This is a genomic window from Corynebacterium sp. HMSC076C10, assembly GCF_001812455.1.
GTDB lineage: Bacteria > Actinomycetota > Actinomycetes > Mycobacteriales > Mycobacteriaceae > Corynebacterium > Corynebacterium jeikeium_D.
The window spans coordinates 48,109-65,901 of sequence record NZ_KV809090.1 but is presented as its reverse complement, the minus strand read 5'-3'; the positions used below and the strand labels follow the sequence as shown (position 1 = coordinate 65,901).

The 17,793-nt window shown below is 60.4% G+C and carries 12 protein-coding genes and 1 riboswitch; of the genes, 6 read left to right on the top strand and 6 right to left on the bottom strand.

The window, feature by feature from the left end; translation table 11 throughout:
• Positions 1–17: 17 nt before the first annotated feature.
• From tilS to dacB, 3 genes are read right to left on the bottom strand one after another with little or no spacing between them, the layout of a single operon-like run.
• On the bottom strand, positions 18–1,091 hold the full coding sequence (tilS, locus tag HMPREF2857_RS01345; protein ID WP_246819573.1) for a tRNA lysidine(34) synthetase TilS: 1,074 nt from the start codon (positions 1,089–1,091) through the stop codon (positions 18–20).
• Positions 1,084–2,364: an amidase family protein gene (locus HMPREF2857_RS01340; RefSeq protein WP_070642315.1), complete on the bottom strand. Its 1,281-nt coding sequence runs from the start codon at positions 2,362–2,364 to the stop codon at positions 1,084–1,086. The genes tilS and HMPREF2857_RS01340 overlap by 8 nt, the downstream gene beginning before the upstream one ends.
• Positions 2,365–2,412: 48 nt before the next feature.
• Positions 2,413–3,897, bottom strand: a complete 1,485-nt coding sequence (dacB, locus tag HMPREF2857_RS01335; RefSeq protein WP_246819572.1) for a D-alanyl-D-alanine carboxypeptidase/D-alanyl-D-alanine endopeptidase — start codon at positions 3,895–3,897, stop codon at positions 2,413–2,415.
• A 124-nt stretch (positions 3,898–4,021) separates the two neighbouring features.
• On the opposite strand from dacB, the gene HMPREF2857_RS01330 reads away from it, so the two are divergent.
• The 4 genes from HMPREF2857_RS01330 to HMPREF2857_RS01315 all read left to right on the top strand — a co-directional run bounded on the left by HMPREF2857_RS01330 (position 4,022) and on the right by HMPREF2857_RS01315 (position 9,964).
• A complete protein-coding gene (locus tag HMPREF2857_RS01330; protein ID WP_005510088.1) occupies positions 4,022–4,495 on the top strand; it encodes an inorganic diphosphatase in 474 nt (157 codons plus the stop codon).
• A gap of 153 nt (positions 4,496–4,648) precedes the next feature.
• Complete coding sequence (locus HMPREF2857_RS01325; protein ID WP_016421494.1) at positions 4,649–4,945, top strand: rhodanese-like domain-containing protein; 297 nt, start codon at positions 4,649–4,651, stop codon at positions 4,943–4,945.
• Positions 4,946–5,102: 157 nt separating this feature from the next.
• Positions 5,103–5,921, top strand: coding sequence for a MarR family winged helix-turn-helix transcriptional regulator (locus HMPREF2857_RS01320; RefSeq protein WP_070642310.1), 819 nt, complete (start codon positions 5,103–5,105; stop codon positions 5,919–5,921).
• Complete coding sequence (locus HMPREF2857_RS01315; protein ID WP_070642308.1) at positions 5,918–9,964, top strand: Pls/PosA family non-ribosomal peptide synthetase; 4,047 nt, start codon at positions 5,918–5,920, stop codon at positions 9,962–9,964. Before HMPREF2857_RS01320 ends, HMPREF2857_RS01315 begins: the two co-directional genes overlap by 4 nt.
• 285 nt (positions 9,965–10,249) lie before the next feature.
• Here HMPREF2857_RS01315 and metE read toward each other — a convergent pair whose 3' ends face one another.
• Complete coding sequence (gene metE, locus HMPREF2857_RS01310; RefSeq protein ID WP_070642305.1) at positions 10,250–12,559, bottom strand: 5-methyltetrahydropteroyltriglutamate--homocysteine S-methyltransferase; 2,310 nt, start codon at positions 12,557–12,559, stop codon at positions 10,250–10,252.
• A 38-nt stretch (positions 12,560–12,597) separates the two neighbouring features.
• A riboswitch (cobalamin riboswitch) is annotated at positions 12,598–12,780 on the bottom strand.
• A gap of 207 nt (positions 12,781–12,987) precedes the next feature.
• Here metE and HMPREF2857_RS01305 point away from each other — a divergent pair.
• A complete protein-coding gene (locus HMPREF2857_RS01305) occupies positions 12,988–14,109 on the top strand; it encodes a Dyp-type peroxidase (RefSeq protein WP_070595433.1) in 1,122 nt (373 codons plus the stop codon).
• A gap of 264 nt (positions 14,110–14,373) precedes the next feature.
• On the opposite strand, the gene ppk2 is transcribed toward HMPREF2857_RS01305, so the two are convergent.
• Entirely contained in the window at positions 14,374–15,273 is a 900-nt protein-coding gene (ppk2, locus tag HMPREF2857_RS01300; RefSeq protein ID WP_005510168.1) for a polyphosphate kinase 2, read from the bottom strand.
• 153 nt (positions 15,274–15,426) lie between these two features.
• Between ppk2 and HMPREF2857_RS01295 the strand changes: the two genes are divergently transcribed.
• Positions 15,427–15,903 carry a DIP1984 family protein gene (locus tag HMPREF2857_RS01295; RefSeq protein WP_070437789.1) on the top strand — a complete coding sequence of 159 codons (477 nt, stop codon included), beginning with the start codon at positions 15,427–15,429 and terminating at the stop codon, positions 15,901–15,903.
• Positions 15,904–16,243: 340 nt separating this feature from the next.
• Here HMPREF2857_RS01295 and groL read toward each other — a convergent pair.
• A partial coding sequence (groL, locus tag HMPREF2857_RS01290; RefSeq protein WP_070642303.1) for a chaperonin GroEL occupies positions 16,244–17,793 on the bottom strand: 1,550 nt, incomplete at its 5' end.

Here is a 17,793-nt window from a genome sequence, read left to right as displayed (position 1 = left end):
GGATTGCGGCACCCTTCTTAAGGCACCGCGGGACGATTCATTACCAATTGTAGAGTGCCATCTTTTCGCTCAACGACCAACCTGGCATTTCTGTCGGCACCATCGCGACCGCGGGTCACCGGCACTTCGCCCTGTCCGTGATAGCGGTGCACCAGCGCCATCACCATGTCGATCTGTTTACTACTGGGCTCCGCACCCGCCTGCCTCAACCAACGTGCGAGGACGCGCACCGCGATGGCGTCGTCGAGCTCAGCCACCCCTCGCACAGACAGGCTCCCGCTTGCCGACGCCTCTTCCTCCCCCAGCAGCGCATGCAGAGCTGACTCGGCGTGAGCGTCCAAAAAGTCATTGTCGACTGCTGCAATCGCCGCAGTCTTAGCGAGATTTTCCGCAACTCCCGGACCCAGCCCCTGCTCCAGCAGCGGCAAAATCGTCTTTCGAACCCGGACGCGGGCGTAATGGTCGTCATGGTTGTGCGGGTCGTGCCAGGCCTTCAAGCCCAGCTCTTCGCAGCAGAGCTGAGTATCTGAGCGTCGCACACCGAGCAGCGGGCGCAGAATCCGAGTCCCGTCAGACCACGTGAGGTTGTCGCGGATGGCGGACAGCGCCTGCGGACCGCCGCCCCTGGCCAGCCGCAGCAAAACTGTTTCCGCCTGGTCGTCCAAGGTGTGGGCGAGCATCAGCGCCGCACCTCGAGATTGGGCGACTTCCCGTAGCACTGCGTGTCGTGCCAAACGTGCCTCGTATTCGGGACCACGGTCGGAATTGTTGTTGATATCGACCGCGATAACCTCGGCCGTAGCCCCCATCCCCCGAGCTATGTGGGCGGCGCGCTCGGCGACTTCAGCAGAGCCCTGCTGAAGCTGATGATCCACGACGACGGCGTGGACTTTACGCCCGGCCAGCGCACCCTTCGGCCCGAGAGCTTCCGCACAGGCCCCGGCGGTCAGGGCCAGCGAATCCGCACCACCGGAAAGCCCAATGACGACACCGCTGCCCAATTCCTGCCCCACCTGCTGCACTATCGCGCGGACAGCTTGCCGAATGATGAGGAAATGAGGGCTGCGGTCCGGCCAAAAAGGTCTAGCCAACGCGCCCACCACTTGCGATGGTTTCCATCGCGGTAAGCAGAATTCGCTCCTGGGTCGGGCGCGCAATCAGTTGCACCGGCAACCCAGAGGTCGGTTCCACAACGATGCCAGCCGGGAATCCCAGGTAATTCCACGTCGAGACGTAGGGAGTGAAGCGCAGATTGGACAGCAGGTTCACAATCCAGGGCATGCGATGCCACGCGCGAATTCGCGGTGGGTTCTTGGCCAGAGCCGGGGTAATCAAGATGGTGTCACCCGGTAGCTCACGCTCGATGCGAGCGCCATCGCGTGCCACTTGGCGGCCATTGATTGTGAAACGCAGCAAGCGACCAATGCCGGCGTGGACTCGATTGCGCCACTCCAGGTGATCAGGGCGCGGCTCGTCGCGAAGCTGATCCGCCACCCCCGCAGTCCAGCGCGCGAGCATCGGCAGTGGGTTCAGCGGGTACGGCATGTTCTTTTCCGAGACGGCAAAGCCCTTGTCCGCGAATACTCTCGCCGCCTGTTGTGCCGCATCGACGTACTCCGGTGCAGCTTTCAAACCGAATACGGGCGCAGTGGTGTCCACGCTGACTGCGAAGTTTTCAGGCAGGGTCTTCGCCGGGTCCTCCGCATCCACCATGCCATTTGTGAGGATCTTGGTGATCAGGCGCAAGTCATCGTTATTGACTGTGAGCACCCCTTGGACAGACATTCCGTACCAGTCATTGCCGCCCACGCGCCCCGGCATTGTTCCCGGGGTCGCCTTCAGGGTCGAAAGCCCGCAGCACGCTGCAGGGATGCGCAGTGACCCCATGCCGTCGTTGCCCTGCGCAAACGGAACCATCCCAGCAGCGACAGCCGCTGCGGATCCACCGGAGGACCCACCCGGAGTGTGCCCCGGCAGAATCGGATTGTCGACGGCCAGTCCCGGCAGCGTCGTCGTCCCCCACGTACAAAACTGCGGATTCACCGTAGTTCCCACCGCGATTGCACCGGCGCTAGTCAACTGCTGGACAAACGGGTTCTCTAGAGCGGTGTTTTCCTTCAGCGCGAATGGCACACCTGCGAGCGGCAACTCCGAGAGTTTCTCGCTTTGCTCGAGTTCCCGGGCAGCCTGCAGAGCCCTATCCGTCCACACTTCACGGAAGGCATGAATCCCTCCATCCAGTCTGGCGATAGCGTCGAGACTGCGCTGCACGCTGTCCACCGGGCTTAGCTTTCCCTCGCGAACCTGTGCGGCAATCTCGTGAACGGTTGGCAAGTTCCTAATCGCGGAAGTGTGAGAGGCCATTGCGGATTCATCTCCTCAAATTATTTTCAGTGGCAAATGAATCTCAGTTTAGATATCCGCAAGGGCGCTCGCTGCCTTATCGGACGCAGCTCTTGCCGGCAACAGGCTCGCCTCGTTGGAAATCAGTGCGAACGTCAGTACCTGTCCCGACTTCGTCACCACATATCCCGCCAACGCCGAGGCTTTATTCAGCGTGCCTGTCTTCGCACGGACGATGCCCGCCCCGGACTGACCAGCAAAGCGCGTCGCCAGAGTGCCGGACACTGCCGCCACCGGCAGGCTGTCCAACAGTGGGCGCAACCGCAACGCAGTGCTTTCCGACGACTCCTGCGACTCCGCCAATCCCCCCTGCTCGGCCGATTCCACCGGACCCGCGGCCGAATTGAGCACCTCGGAGAGATGCTGCGGAGAAATACGGTTATCCGTGCTCAGGCCGCTGGAGTCCGACAGCACCGCGCCATCGAGAGGAAAACCGTGCTCCGAGAGAGTGTCACGCACGGCACGTGCGGCCCCCTCAAAGGTCGGCGGCAGGCCGCGAGAGATAGCCACCTCACGGGCAATGGACTCGGCAAGCACGTTGTCGCTATAGTTCATCATCTCGTGCACACGGGTAACCAGCGGTGCCGACTGCACGAGCGCGACGGGGTCTGGATCCAGAGGCAGTGACTGACCATCCTTGGCCGCATCCCTCAGGCTGCCTCCGTTTTCCGCACCAAGCGCCTTGGCCAGTGCATCAGCGGCATCCGCGGCGGGCGTGGCGCTGCGCTGCGATTCTTCATTCGTCGAATCGATACGACCGGCGTCCATCATCACCGACTCCACCGGTGCGATGTAGCCGTCCTCCAGCCCCGCACGCTCCCAGGTCTCGTGGAAACTCTCGGTGAATAGAGAGTTGTCGAGATAAACCTTGCCGACCCCCTCCGGAATGACCACGGAAATCTTTTTCGCCAACTCAGCGATTGAAGCCGAGTCCTGGAAGAACCCTTCCCCGTCCTTGCTTAAGGTGGGGTCACCCCCGCCGTGCAAAACGATGTCGTTAGTCCCCGTAACCCGGGAGACGCGGGTGGAAACCCGATGATCTTCACCTAAGTCCAACAGTGCGGCAGCCGCAGTGAGAATCTTCATGCTGGACGCCGGCATGGCCACCGCGGTGTCATTGACCCCCCACAGCTTCTGGCCGGTCGAAGCATCGCTGACAATTCCATGCAGCTCACCGAAGGCTGGATCGGCCGCAGCAGCGTCCATGATGGCGCTGACTTTTTGGGCCAGAGCGCCGTCGTCAAGCGAAGACTGCGCCGCCGTCACAGGAGCAGAGACATGACTGACCGCGGGCGGTGCATCGACAACAATCTGACGATTGTTATTGACGACAACCGCTACGCCGCTGCCCGCTGCGATAACGAGAACACCGGCGATGGCACCGCCGATTTTCAGTCCGCGCGACTTCTTGGATTTGCCGGATTTTACGGAACTGGGCGATTTTTGCGTGCCCTTAGCGGCGGTTTTGGAGCTGTCAGAGTCGGTACTACCCACGGTCACAAACACCTTCTTCCTGAAAACAAAACCTCACTTAAGGTGCACAAATAAACGGTTTTGAGCGGGTTTCGCATAAGATAGCCGTCAGAGAAGTGTACACCGATTATAAGGAGTCATCGCCGTGAGCGTTGAGGTCACTATTGAGATCCCGAAGGGTCAGCGCAACAAGTACGAAGTCGACCACGAGACCGGCAAGGTCTACCTCGACCGCTACCTGTTCACCCCAATGGCCTACCCGGCCGACTACGGCTTCATCGATGAAACCCTCGGCGAAGATGGCGACCCGTTGGACGCTCTCGTGATCCTGCCGGAGCCGGTTTTCCCGGGCGTTATTGTCAAGGCTCGTCCGCTCGGCGTTTTCAAGATGACCGACGAGGCCGGCGGCGACGACAAGCTGCTGTGCGTCCTGGATGATGTCCGCTTCGATCACTACCAGGACATCGACGATGTTTCCCAGTTCACCAAGGACGAGATCGAGCACTTCTTCGTCCACTACAAGGACCTGGAGCCGGGCAAGGAAGTTTCCGGTTCGGGCTGGGGCGACAAGGCTGAGGCTGAGCGCATCCTGGCTGAGGCTATCGAGCGCCACAAGTAAGAGCCACAAGTAAAAATTGCGCTAGCCAATCTCCCTTTCTGGGGCTCGCACCTTTGACGCAGTTCCCGTGATTCAGCGCTACGGCCGTCGGAGTTTTCCTCCGGCGGCCTTTGTGCTTCCGGCGATAAGGCCAGATTGCGTATAGTGCGCACTATGGAAACCGTAAACGTATCCGAAGTACCCGAAGACGCACAGATCATTGACGTCCGCTCACAGATGGAGTGGGATGACGGCCACGCCACCGGCGCCGTTCACATCCCCATGGAAGAGATTCCGTCCCGCTACGGCGAGCTGGATTTGGATTCCGACATTTACCTGATGTGCCGCTCCGGTGGACGTGCCGCTCAGGTTTCTTCCTGGTTGGAGAAGAACGGTATCGACACCATCGTCATCACCGGCGGCATGATCGACTGGGAGCACTTCGGCCGCCCAATGGAGAAGGCCAACTAAACCAACTACAACTGCCCTGCCTACCCGCAGGGCAGTTTTTCTTTTATCTACCCACCCCAAAGCACAGACCTTCTAACAATCCGCAGGCAAACAGGGACATTATTAGTTGGCCATGTCCCATTATTGATGGTTCCCCAGATTGTCTAGTATGGGAAGTATGTCTGATTCATCCGTACTTTCCTCGGCGGACTCAGCCGACACCAGCGGTGGTGTGGCACCCGACGTAGACGCGAAGGTGCCTGCTGTCGACGCACAGAGCAGCACCAAGGCGAAGAAGGCTCGCAAGGGAGCGAAAGCCAAAAACAAGGCCAGCGCTAAGTCCAAGTGCAAGCCCGGCTCCGCAAGCGAACCCGCCGTCGCACCGGCCGCCCTGCGCAAATCCGCGTCCTGGTGCCTGGCACAGCTCGATGCGGCTGTCCGTGCCAGCGTCAACGCGACTCTTGGCCGCACTCAGATTGAGTCGATTTCCATCCGCGGTTATTGGGTTCTGGAGGCCATCGCCGATGGCGGCGACATGGCTCAAACCGAGCTGAGCGCGCTGCTCGGCATGGACCGCTCGGACATGGTTCGCCTGATTGACTCTCTGGAGTCGGCAAATCTAGTCGAGCGCACCCGAGACTCCAAGGATCGTCGCCGCCAGCTCATCGCACTGACAGAAACGGGCAACACCACCCGCGCATCTCTGCGACGCTCACTCCGCAGAGCCGAACGCGCCGCCGTCGCCGAATGCGCACCCGAGGTACGCGCGCTGCTTGCATCGCTTGCCGACGACTCCGCTGCAAGCCCCGAAACCGATGCCGGCGCGAAGAACCCCGAGACCACTACCCCAGAGGTCACGGCCACTGAGACAGACACCAAGGACATGGCGGAGAATAAGACGCAGGCGACGTCGTCAAGCGATGCCCCGCGTCCTAAACGTAAGAAGTCGAAGAAGAAAAAGCGCAAGAAGAAGAATAAGAAGGGGGCTCTCAAGTGACAACCACTGAAGCGAAGTTCCTACGCGCTACGGAACAGCCGCTTGAGCGCACACTCATTGACATTGTCCGGGCGACCGCGCGAAGGTTCCCCGAGGCTGAGGCCATCGATGACGGCGAGGTTGTCGTCACGTATGCGGAGTTGATCAACGAGATTGATTCCACAGCTACGTGGCTGTACGAACAGGGCATCCGTCGCGGCGACCGCATTGGTGTGCGGATGCCGTCGGGAAGCCGCGAGCTCTACCTGGCAATTTTGTCCATCATGGCCGCCGGTGCCGCCTACGTTCCGGTGGACGCGGATGACCCCGACGAGCGTGCAGAAATAGTCTTCGGCGAGGCCGGTATCGCCGGTTACTTCGATGCTGAAGGCCTGCATTTGGCTGGCTCCACGGCACGTAATCGCCCCCGCCCGCTGGACTCCGACGCCGACTCCGACGAGGAAGAGACGGAACCGACGCCGCCGAGCGCACGCGAGATCATCTCGCAGGAGCCCACTCCTGACGATGACTGCTGGATTATTTTCACCTCTGGCTCCACCGGCAAGCCCAAGGGCGTGGCGGTCACCCACCGCAGCGCCGCCGCTTTTGTCGATGCGGAGGCCCGCTGGTTCTTGGCCAACCACCCGGAAGGACCGCTCGGCCCGGATGACCGCGTTCTCGCCGGCTTATCCGTCGCCTTCGACGCCTCCTGTGAGGAAATGTGGCTGGCCTGGCGAAATGGTGCCTGCCTGGTGCCGGCTCCGCGTTCGCTGGTGCGCTCCGGCGTGGACCTGGGCCCATGGCTGATTTCCCGCCACATCACCGCTGTTTCCACAGTTCCGACGCTGGCCGGCCTGTGGCCCGCCGAGGCGCTCGACAGCGTGCGCCTGCTCATCGTCGGCGGCGAGGCCTGCCCGCAAGAGCTGGTCGAGCGCCTGTCCACCCCAGAGCGCGAAATGTGGAACACCTACGGCCCCACCGAGGCCACCGTGGTGGCGTCCGGCATCGAGCTGAAGCCCGGCAAGCCCGTGACCATCGGTTTTCCTCTGGACGGCTGGGACCTCACCGTCATCGACGAGGAGGGCAACCCCGTCCCACCGGGCACCAAGGGCGAGCTGGTCATCGGCGGCGTGGGACTCGCACGCTACCTGGATCCGGAGAAGGACGCCGAGAAGTACGCACCGCTGCCAGCCCTCGGCTGGGAGCGTGCGTATCGCACCGGCGACCACGTCATCATGGACGAGGCCGGACTGTACTTCACCGGCCGCGTCGACGATCAGGTGAAAATCGGCGGTCGGCGAATTGAGCTCGGCGAGGTCGAGGCGCACCTGGCTGCCCTCCCTGGCGCTACTCAGGCGACTGTCGTGGTGCAGAAGACCGGTGCTGGCGACTCCATCCTGGTCGGCTACGTCGGCGCCGGTGGCGACGCCGCAGCCATGGACTACGACAAGTGCATGGATACTCTCCGCGATGCCATGCCAGCCGCGATGGTGCCACGCCTGCACATCATGGATGAGCTGCCGGTTCGCACCTCCGGCAAGGTCGACAAGGCGGCGTTGCCGTGGCCACTGCCTGCACGTGCGGGTGAGGGCGACGTCGACAAGCTGAGCCCTGTAGAGAAGTGGCTGTCCGACATCTGGGCGGACGTGCTGTCCGTACCTGCGCCCGGCGCGGACTCGGACTTCTTCGCCCTGGGCGGCACGTCCTTGGCGGCGGCGAGCGTCATTGCGCGCATTCGCCAGCGCGCCCCGCAGGTCGCCGTGCGCGATCTCTACGACCACCCGCGCCTGGGCAATCTCGCTGAAGAGCTGGTCGCGCGCGGTTTCATCAGCGACGACATGCTTGCCGACGACACCAGCGACCCCACCGCGCACCTGGAAAAGGTACCCGAGCCGACGCCTGTCTCCCGTAAGACCCGTTGGGCCCAGGTGGGCCTCATGGTGCCATTGCAGTGGGCACGTGGCATGCGCTGGGTAACGTGGCTTGCGATTATCAACTGGGTTATCGGCGGACCGCTGGCGCTACCAGGCTGGTTGGTGGCCGTACTGGCCGTGCTGTTCCTGACCCCACTGGGGGTCATGCCCATCAACGCGGCGACGACACGCCTGCTCACGCGCAACATCACCCCGGGTGATTACCCGCGTGGCGGTTCGGTACATCTGCGACTATGGGCGGCCGAACGTCTGGCAGAGAGCTCCGGTGCCCACTCAGTAGCGGGTGCTCCGTTCGTGCTGTGGTACGCCCGCATGCTGGGCGCCCGCATTGGTAAGGGTGTGAATCTGCACGCGCTGCCGCCGGTGACGGGCCTGGTCAAACTGGATGATTACTGCTCGATCGAGCCGGAGGTAGACCTGTCCGGATACTGGGTCGATGGCGATGTCGTCCACGTCGGCGAGGTCACTATTGGCAAGCACGCCCGCATCGGTGCCCGTTCAACGCTGCTGCCCGGCGCGCGTATTGGCAATGACGCTCACATCGAGGCGGGTTCCACCGTCACCGGTGAGAAGAAGGTCAAGGCTGGCGCGCGCTGGTCGGGTTCCCCGGCTCGCAAGGTCGGTCGGTCCAAGCACCGCTTCCCGGAGGAAGTTCCGCCGGCTCGCCGCCACTGGGTGGCTATCTACGGTCTCACCGCTGTCTTGCTGACACTGGTGCCGCTGTCCGCTGCGGTCGCGATGGCTGCTGTCATCGGTTGGGGCACGGGGCTTATCGACGGCACCACCGAGCTAGCCACCTCGAATCTCTGGTCAACGCTGGGCAGTGCCGTGCTGTGGACTATTCCCGCCACCTTCGTCGGTGTTGCGGTGTATGCCCTGCTGACGCTGATTCTCGTGCGCCTGTTCAGCATCGGTCTGAAGCCGGGAGTGTTCCCGGTGCGTTCGCGCGTGGGTTGGCAGTCCTGGGCGACAATTCGCCTGATGGACGCTGCCCGTCACGACCTATTTTTCATCTACGCCTCCATGCTGACGCCGCTGTGGCTGCGTGCACTGGGCGCCCAAATTGGTCACGACAGCGAAGTCTCCACCGCGATCGGTATTCCGAAGTTCTTGCACGTCAAGGACGAGTCCTTCTTGGCTGACGACACCATGGTCGGCAGCTACGAGCTCGGCGGTGGTTGGCTGCTGGTGGGCGACTCCCGCATCGGCAAGCGCGCCTTCCTGGGCAACTCCGGCATCACGCTTCCGGAACGCAAGCTGGCGAAGAACTCGCTGGTGGCCGTGCTGTCCTCTACCCCGAAGAAGACCAAGTCCGGCTCCAACTGGTGGGGTTCGCCGCCAGAGCGCATGCGCCGCGTGGGCACCGTCTCCAGCGATGAGTCAGCGCAGACCTACCGTCCGACTACGGGATTGAAGGTCGCCCGCGGCATTGTCGAAACGCTGCGCATCCTGGCGCCGATGGTCTCTCTCATGCTGGCAACAATCACGTTGTTGAGTCTGCAGGGAATTGGCATGTTCACCGCGGAGTTGGTCACTGCAGGTGGCGTCAACGCTGCCCTGCTCGGCCTGGTGGTCGCGTGGCTGCTCTCCCCTGCCGTGCTGCTGATTGTTGGTGTGCTGGGGCTGTTGGTCACGGTCGTGGCCAAGTGGGTGTGCGTCGGCAAGCACAAGCCCGGTGATCACCCATTGTGGAGCAAGTTCGTCTGGCTCAACGAGCTGCAGGATGCATTCGTCGAAATGGTCGCCGCGCCGTGGTACCTGAACCCGGCGATGGCCACCGGCGGTATCGCACGCGCGATGCGTCTGCTCGGCGCAAACGTCGGCCACGGCGTGTGGCTGGAGACGTACTGGCTGCCCGAGACCGACCTGGTCACCATCGCGCGGGGTGCCTCTGTCGGCCGTGGTTGTGTCGTTCAGACGCACCTGTTCACCGACCGCGTGATGACGCTCGACACCGTCCACATCGGACACGGCTCCGTCCTAGGACCGCACTCAGTCGCACTGCCGGCATCTGTGCTTGACGACGGCTGCCGCGTCGAACCCGGTTCTCTCGTCATGCGCGGTGACCATGTTCCTGCGCACACCTCCTGGCGAGGTAACCCAATTGAGCCAGTGGTGGCCAAGAAGTAGCCCGGATTGAGTGGGGGGCTTAGGTAGGAGCCTGGTAGGCACAACGGGCTGCAAATGTGAAACTGTGAGAGTTTATGACACTTTCAAGCCATTTTTCGGACAATTTTTGCTATAAACGCGGTCAGTAACTCCATTGGCCCGCTGCCAGCCATAACCGAGGTCACTAACTCGCATTGGGGCTAAGTAGGGCTAAGTAGCAAAAGGTGCCCACCCGGCGACACGCCGAGCGGACACACTTTTTGCTACTTAACCCACTATTTATTTTGCGGCTATGCAGTTCGCGACTTACTCTGCTAGCTGCAACCGAGCCTGCTGAGCTGCGGCTACCAATACTTTCAGTGAAGCCGTAACCTCTTCCCAACCTCGGGTCTTTAGACCACAGTCCGGATTAATCCACAGCAGGTTGGGGTCAACGCTTTCAAGCGCATCTTCCACGAGCTGGTTGACTTCTCCGTCCGTCGGCACGCGAGGCGAGTGGATGTCCCAGACACCTGGACCAATCCCGCGAACGTATCCCTCATCTTTCAGCGCTGCGAGCACCTGCATACCGTTGCGAGCTGCTTCGATGGACGTGACATCGGCGTTGAGCTCATCGACGGTGTCAATGAGCTCATTGAAGTCCGAGTAGCACATATGCGTGTGAATCTGAATGTCGTCAGTCACGCCAGAGGTAGCCAGGCGGAAGGACCCCACAGCCCACTTCAGGTAGGCGGGCTGGTCCGCTTCATTCAGGGGCAACAACTCGCGAATGGCAGGCTCGTCGACCTGTACGATCTGCGCTCCAGCGGCCACGAGATCTGCAATCTCATCGCGCAAAACCAGCGCAACATTATCCGCAGTGTCACCGATTGGCTGGTCATCACGGACAAACGACCATGCCAACATAGTCACTGGCCCGGTGAGCATTCCCTTGACGGGAAGGTCAGTCATGTCTGCCGCTGCCTTGTACCACTGCACCGTCATCGGCTCTGGCCTGGTGATATCACCGTAGAGAATCGGCGGCCGCACGCAGCGGGAACCATAGCTTTGGACCCAGCCATTGGTGGTGGCAAGGTAGCCGTCCAGCTGCTCCGAGAAGTACTGCACCATGTCGTTGCGCTCAGGTTCACCGTGAACCAGCACATCGAGCCCCAGTTCTTCCTGCTGTTCAATGGCAGATCGAATTTCAGCGAGCATTGCCGACTCGTAGTCAGCTGGGGTCAGCTCTCCCGTGCGCAGCTGCGCACGTGCACGACGAATACTATTGGTCTGCGGGAAGGAACCGATTGTGGTGGTCGGCAGCGGAGGCAGGTTAAGGGCCTCAGCCTGAGCCGCCTGGCGAGCTGCAAACGGGGAACGAGTCCGGTCGCTGGCCTCGATTGCCGCCAAAGCTTCACGAACTTCAGGCTTAACAATCCGCTTCGACTCTGCCCTCGATGCCAGTGCGGCCCGGGACTCACTCAACGCCTTCAAATCCGCGGCATCGAGTTGGTGGTCATTCAACCTGGCATCAAGCGCTCTCGCCAAGAGGGTCACCTCGGCGATTTTCTCATCCCCGAAGGCCAGCCACTGCAGCACCTCGGCATCCTCTTCGCTCGGGTCTTCCGCTGTCAGGGAATACGGCACGTGTAGCAGCGAACAGCTAGTCGACACCGCGATGGGGCCTCGGGCTGCCAGCTTCTCCAGCGTCGCCAGAGCTGCATCCAAGTCGGTGCGCCACACATTACGACCATCGACAATGCCCGCAACCAGCAGTTCCTTGCCAGTCCAATGCGGCAACTCGGAGCTACCTGCTACCAGGTCGCAACCAATGGCCTGCACGCCTGTGCCAGAAAGGGTTTCCAGCGCCTGATCACCATCACCAAAGTAGGTCTGCACCCACAACTTGGTATTCGCAGACTCCGCCACGTCGGCCAACTTCTCGTAGACCTGGCGAGTCCTAGCAAGAGTCACTTCATCGAGGTCAGTGACCAATACTGGCTCATCGAGCTGAATCCACTCAAAGCCCTTATCCCCCAGTTGAGCGATGATTTCCGCGTACGCATCGGTCAACTTTTCCAGCAGGCCGAGTGGGTTCGAACCATCGTCGGTACGCGACAGGCTCAAGTAGGTCACAGGACCAATCAAATTAGGGCGCAGCATCGTTGTGGCGCCATTGTTCAAGCTGCAGGAATCATCCAACCAGTCAGTGAGGTCAGAGGTAAATTCAGTATCGGCTGACAGCTCCGGAACGATGTAGTGGTAATTAGTGTCGAACCACTTGGTCATTGCGGATGCCGGTTGCGTCTTCGTACCGCGAGCGGTGGCGAAGTAGTGGTTGATCCATTCCGGCAGGTTGGAACCGTCCGTTTTCGGGACATCCTGAAAGCGAGCTGGAAGCACTCCGAGCAGCGCCGATGTATCCAGCATGGAGTCGTAGAACGAGCGCCCAATTGTCGGAACCGAGTCGATTCCTACCTTCAACGCTGCGCCAATGTAGCTATTGACAGTGTTGCGCGCCGTCGCGGCCAACAGGCCGCCGGTCGCCGGGTCGCGCCAGTAGTTTTCCAGAGCTTTTTTGAGCTCACGATTACGCCCTATCCGCGGAATGCCCGCGAGGGTTGCGTGAATTGCCATGATCTCGTGATTTCCTCGTCAGTCGTGATCAGCATCGGATATGAAATTGCACAACCGGCAGGCATTCGGACTTGTCATCACTGCAAGATTGGTTATCAACTCGTCGGATAAACCAAAGCTCTGGCAGTGATGCTTACCGTTGCGGGACAGTTCCGGACTTGCACCGGGATTCCCCTGCATAACTCGAGGGCCTCATGCGCGCTAGGCTCAAAACACACCTTGCGCGGAAAACGTGCGATATGCAGCACTTTCCTTTATGAACACCTTCGAGGCGGCTGTGGATGTGAAGTATATCGCAATATACAAATATGTCATTCACTTAGCCCCTCCCCGAGCCTTCGCTTTAGTGCTCTCCTGCTGGGGCCAATGCGATTAAGCTCGTAGTCATAAAAGCTATTCATTCCACCGCTTTCAAGGAGTGACCTCGATTGACACAGGCTTCCGAAACTTCCCTGAGGGGCGCCAAGATTCCGTTCGATGGCCCGGTCCAGTCAGGCGTTGAACAGCCCGGCCAAGCACATCTCCGCCTCGTCGCATTCGATTTGAAGGACGGCGTCGACGCAGCAGATCTGAAGGCACTGTTCTCCTCGCTTACCGACGTTGCCCGCCGCCTCACCCAAGGCCAGGACATCGAGGGGTATCTGGAACCGGAAATGGTTGCAGCCACTGCAAACCTGACCATTACCGCAGGTTTCGGTGAGCGCATCTTCGATGTGCTCGGCAAGCCAGAGCGCAAGCCGGCTGGTCTGCACGATATCCCGTCATTCCAGCATGACATGCTCCGCCCTGAGTGGGGCCAGTCTGACTTCGCTCTGCAGTTGTGCGGTGATGATCTCGTCACCGTTTCGGCCGCGTCCCGTCTACTGGAAAAGAAGGCGGCTCCGTGGGCTCGCGTGAAGTGGTTCCAGAAGGGCTTTTCCTACGCCTGGGGTTCGCAGCCTCACGGCGCTACCCCACGCAACCCGCTGGGTCAGCTCGACGGCACCGTCAACCCGTCCACTCCGGAGGAATGGTCCGAACAGGTGTGGATTGACTCCAAGGACAAGGCGATTAACAACTCCTGCGTGATGGTTGTTCGCCGTATTGCCCTCGACTTGAACAATTGGGATGAGCTCAGCACCGACGAACGCTCCATCGTTATCGGTCGTGACTTCCACACCGGCGCTCCTCTTTCCGGCGGCAATGACGAGTTCGATGAAGAGGACATGGACGCCGTCGATGACCAGGGCGAGTATCTCATCCACCGCCAGTCTCACTTGGCGCTTTCCCGTGAGCAGGATGGTCAGCCTGACGACGCCCTGCGTCGCCGCGCCTATGCCTACGAAGACCAGCCCGGTGAGCCGGCCTTCCCGTTCGAAGGACCGAACGTTGGCCTGGTCTGGGTTGCATTCCAGAAGAACCCGGACAACCAATTCAGTGCAATCCAGGCCCGTTTGGATCGCGGCGATTTGCTCAATGAGTGGAACCGTCACATCGGCTCCGCTGTGTATTGGATCGCCCCTGGCACTACCCCTGATTCTTACTGGGGACAGGAGTTGATTGAGGGGTAGCGGCTGCAAGCTGGCGGACTAAAACCTGGCGGGCTGCAAATGTGAAACTGTCCTAGTTTATGACACTTTCGGGCAAAATTTCTGGCCGTTTTTGACATAACCTCAGTCACTAACTCGCACTGGCCCGCCGTCGTCAGCCATAAGGGCATCGCCCCGGCGTCGTCACACACCGCCGCCAGCCATAAGAAAACGCCCGCCGAGTGCCTGAGCACTCCTGCGGGCGTTTCTTCTAGACAAGAACTTTGTCAGTCACGGACCACCGAACTAGTCACCAATCTGGTCACGGCCACGCTTAACAATCTTCGGGTCCGGAGTACCAACCAGCTCGTGGTCCTTCTCCGTGTACTCGAACTTGCTCAGCACATAACGCATTGCGTTGATGCGGGCACGCTTCTTGTCGTTGGACTTAATGGTAATCCACGGGGACTCATCCGTATCCGTGTAGCGGAACTGCTCTTCCTTTGCGCGGGTATAGTCACCCCAACGGTCCAGCGATGCGAGGTCCATCGGAGAGAGCTTCCACTGACGTACCGGGTCAACCTGGCGAATAGCGAAGCGAGTGCGCTGCTCCTTCTGGGTCACAGAGAACCACAGCTTGGTCAGCGAAATACCGGAGCCCAGAATCATGTTCTCCAGCATCGGGACCTCACGCAGGAACTCTGCGTGCTGCGACTCAGTACAGAAACCCATCACGCGCTCAACGCCCGAACGGTTGTACCAAGAACGGTCGAAGAAGACGATTTCACCAGCGCACGGGAAGTGCTCAATGTAGCGCTGGAAGTACCACGATGTGGACTCACGCGGAGACGGCTTTTCCAGAGCCACAGTACGAGCACCACGCGGATTCAGGTGCTCGTTAAAACGCTTAATGGTACCGCCCTTACCAGCGGCGTCACGGCCTTCGAAGAGGATGATGTGCTTCTGACCAGTTTCCTTGGTCCAGTTCTGCCACTTCAGAAGCTCAATCTGCAGCTTCCTCTTAATAGACTCATATTCCTTACGAGTCATGCGCTCCTCGTACGGGTAGCCATCGCGCCAGGTATCAACCCGCTCACCGTCTGGAGTGACCAGTACCGGATCGTCCTCATCAGAATCATCGACGACGTAACCTTCGGTCTTCGCCAAATCGACGATGTGGAATTCCTCTTCATTCTTGTCAGCCATACCCCTTATCCTACTGAATTTCTCTGCCACGCGTCCCCCATGCGGGTGCCCTTACCTGCAATTTCCCAGTAGTTAACGTTCCGTCTTACCGAAATTGAGGGGTGGGACTGCACGCATCGACCGTCGATAAGCACTGCGCGTACAATAAATGCCATGTTGTTATCCGAAGCTCTTGCCGCACGATCCGAAGTTTCCGACCGGCTGGCTGAGATTAATCGCCGTCTTTCGCTAGTAGCGCAGGTGCAGGAAGGCGATACGCCTGATGAAGATCCGCAAGCGCTTATTGCCGAAGCCGAGCGTCTGATGGCGCGCTTCGAATGGCTGGTGCGCTCGATTAACGCAACGAATTCCGCTACTGCCTTCGAGGACGGAACGCTTAGCGACGCACTTGCGAAGCGCGACCACCTGCTAACACGGCGGCGGTTCTACACCTCCGCAGCCGATCAGGGCTCGGGTCGGCGGGATCGATACTCAGCTTCGGAGATTCGCTATGTCGCCACTGTGGATATCCGGTCGCTGCGCCAGAAAGCCGACAAGGCGGCGAAGGAATACCGGGACTTGGATACCCGTATTCAGCAGGCGAACTGGTCAACCGAGCTTATCGAGGCCGCGGATAAGCCGGCCGAATAGCAAGCAGGGTTCGGTAGCGAGACCAGAAGAATTTCACACTTTGATAAGTCGGTAGTTGCATCCAGATTGTCGGCGAGCGCGACGGCCTGTCTCTGGCCTTAAAGGGACACCTAAAGATCTCACCTGTACTGAGGCAGCAGGATTAATAACAGACAGTCCTCGGCATTGCGTACATGGGTACAGATCATCGGTTATTTTTCACTACCAAGCGCTGAGGCATCTGATGCGACGAGGGTGGGTTCGGGGACTTAAACTTTCTCAAGTTACAGAGCAAAATCGCCGCTGAGGGACACCCCTCAGCGGCGATTTTTAAGGCTAACTCAAGCAGTTGGGACCTCTTTTAGAAGCCCATGCCGCCCATCTCGTCGCCACCCGGCATTGCCGGCATAGCCGGTTCCGGCTTGTCAGCGACAACAGCCTCGGTGGTCAGGAACAGAGCCGCAATGGAAGCAGCGTTCTGCAGTGCGGAGCGGGTAACCTTCACCGGGTCGTTGATTCCGGCTTCCATCAGGTCGATGTACTCACCGGTAGCAGCGTTCAGACCCTCGCCCTGCGGCAGGGAAGCAACCTTCTCGGTGACGACGCCAGCCTCGAGACCAGCGTTCAGAGCAATCTGGCGCAGCGGAGCTGCGAGAGCCGCACGCACGATGCGGACACCAGTTGCCTCGTCGCCGGTCAGACCCAGCTCGTCGTCAAGCACGTGCGAGACCTGCAGCAGTGCGGAACCGCCACCAGCGACGATGCCCTCTTCCACAGCAGCCTTTGCGTTGCGGACGGCATCCTCGATGCGGTGCTTGCGCTCCTTGAGCTCGACCTCGGTTGCGGCGCCAGCCTTGATGACTGCGACACCGCCGGCGAGCTTAGCCAGGCGCTCCTGCAGCTTCTCCTTGTCGTAATCGGAGTCGGAGTTCTCGATCTCAGCGCGAATCTGGTTGACACGGCCCTCGATAGCGGACTGTTCGCCAGCGCCCTCGACGATGGTGGTCTCGTCCTTGGTGACGACGACCTTGCGAGCGCGACCCAGCAGCGGCAGGTCAGCGGTCTCGAGCGACAGGCCGACCTCCTCAGAGATGACCTGGCCATCGGTCAGGATAGCCATGTCCTGCAGCATTGCCTTACGGCGGTCGCCGAAGCCCGGAGCCTTCACAGCGACAGACTTGAAGGTGCCGCGGATCTTGTTGACGACCAGGGTGGACAGAGCCTCACCCTCGACGTCCTCAGCAATAATCAGCAGCGGCTTGCCGGACTGCATGACCTTCTCCAGCAACGGCAGCAGGTCCTTGATGTTGGAGATCTTGCCGGAAACCAGGAGGATGTACGGATCCTCCAGAACGGCCTCCTGGCGCTCCATGTCCGTGGCGAAGTAACCGGAGATGTAGCCCTTGTCGAAGCGCATACCCTCGGTCAGCTCCAGGTCGAGACCAAAGGTGTTGGCCTCTTCCACGGTAATGACGCCTTCCTTGCCGACCTTGTCCATAGCGGTGGCAATCAGCTCACCGATAGCCGGGTCAGCAGCGGAGATACCAGCGGTAGCAGCAATCTGCTCCTTGGTCTCGATGTCCTTAGCGGACTCCAGCAGCTTCTCGGTAACAGCCGCGACAGCCTTCTCGATGCCGCGCTTGATGCCCATCGGGTTGGAGCCAGCAGCAACGTTGCGCAGACCCTCGGAAACCAGAGCCTGAGCCAGAACGGTAGCGGTAGTAGTACCGTCACCAGCGACGTCGTCGGTCTTCTTGGCAACTTCCTTGACCAGCTCAGCGCCGATCTTCTCGTAAGGATCCTCAAGTTCGATTTCACGTGCAATGGAGACACCGTCATTGGTGATCAGCGGTGCGCCCCACTTGCGCTCGAGGACTACGTTGCGACCCTTCGGGCCCAGCGTGACCTTGA

Bases quoted from the DNA above. Each gene is read 5' to 3' on its own strand.
- HMPREF2857_RS01340 (WP_070642315.1), bottom strand. From the start codon at position 2,364: ATGGCCTCTCACACTTCCGCGATTAGGAACTTGCCAACCGTTCACGAG.
- ppk2 (WP_005510168.1), bottom strand. From the start codon at position 15,273: ATGGCTGACAAGAATGAAGAGGAATTCCACATCGTCGATTTGGCGAAG.
- HMPREF2857_RS01295 (WP_070437789.1), top strand. From the start codon at position 15,427: ATGTTGTTATCCGAAGCTCTTGCCGCACGATCCGAAGTTTCCGACCGG.
- metE (WP_070642305.1), bottom strand. From the start codon at position 12,559: ATGGCAATTCACGCAACCCTCGCGGGCATTCCGCGGATAGGGCGTAAT.
- HMPREF2857_RS01325 (WP_016421494.1), top strand. From the start codon at position 4,649: ATGGAAACCGTAAACGTATCCGAAGTACCCGAAGACGCACAGATCATT.
- HMPREF2857_RS01320 (WP_070642310.1), top strand. From the start codon at position 5,103: ATGTCTGATTCATCCGTACTTTCCTCGGCGGACTCAGCCGACACCAGC.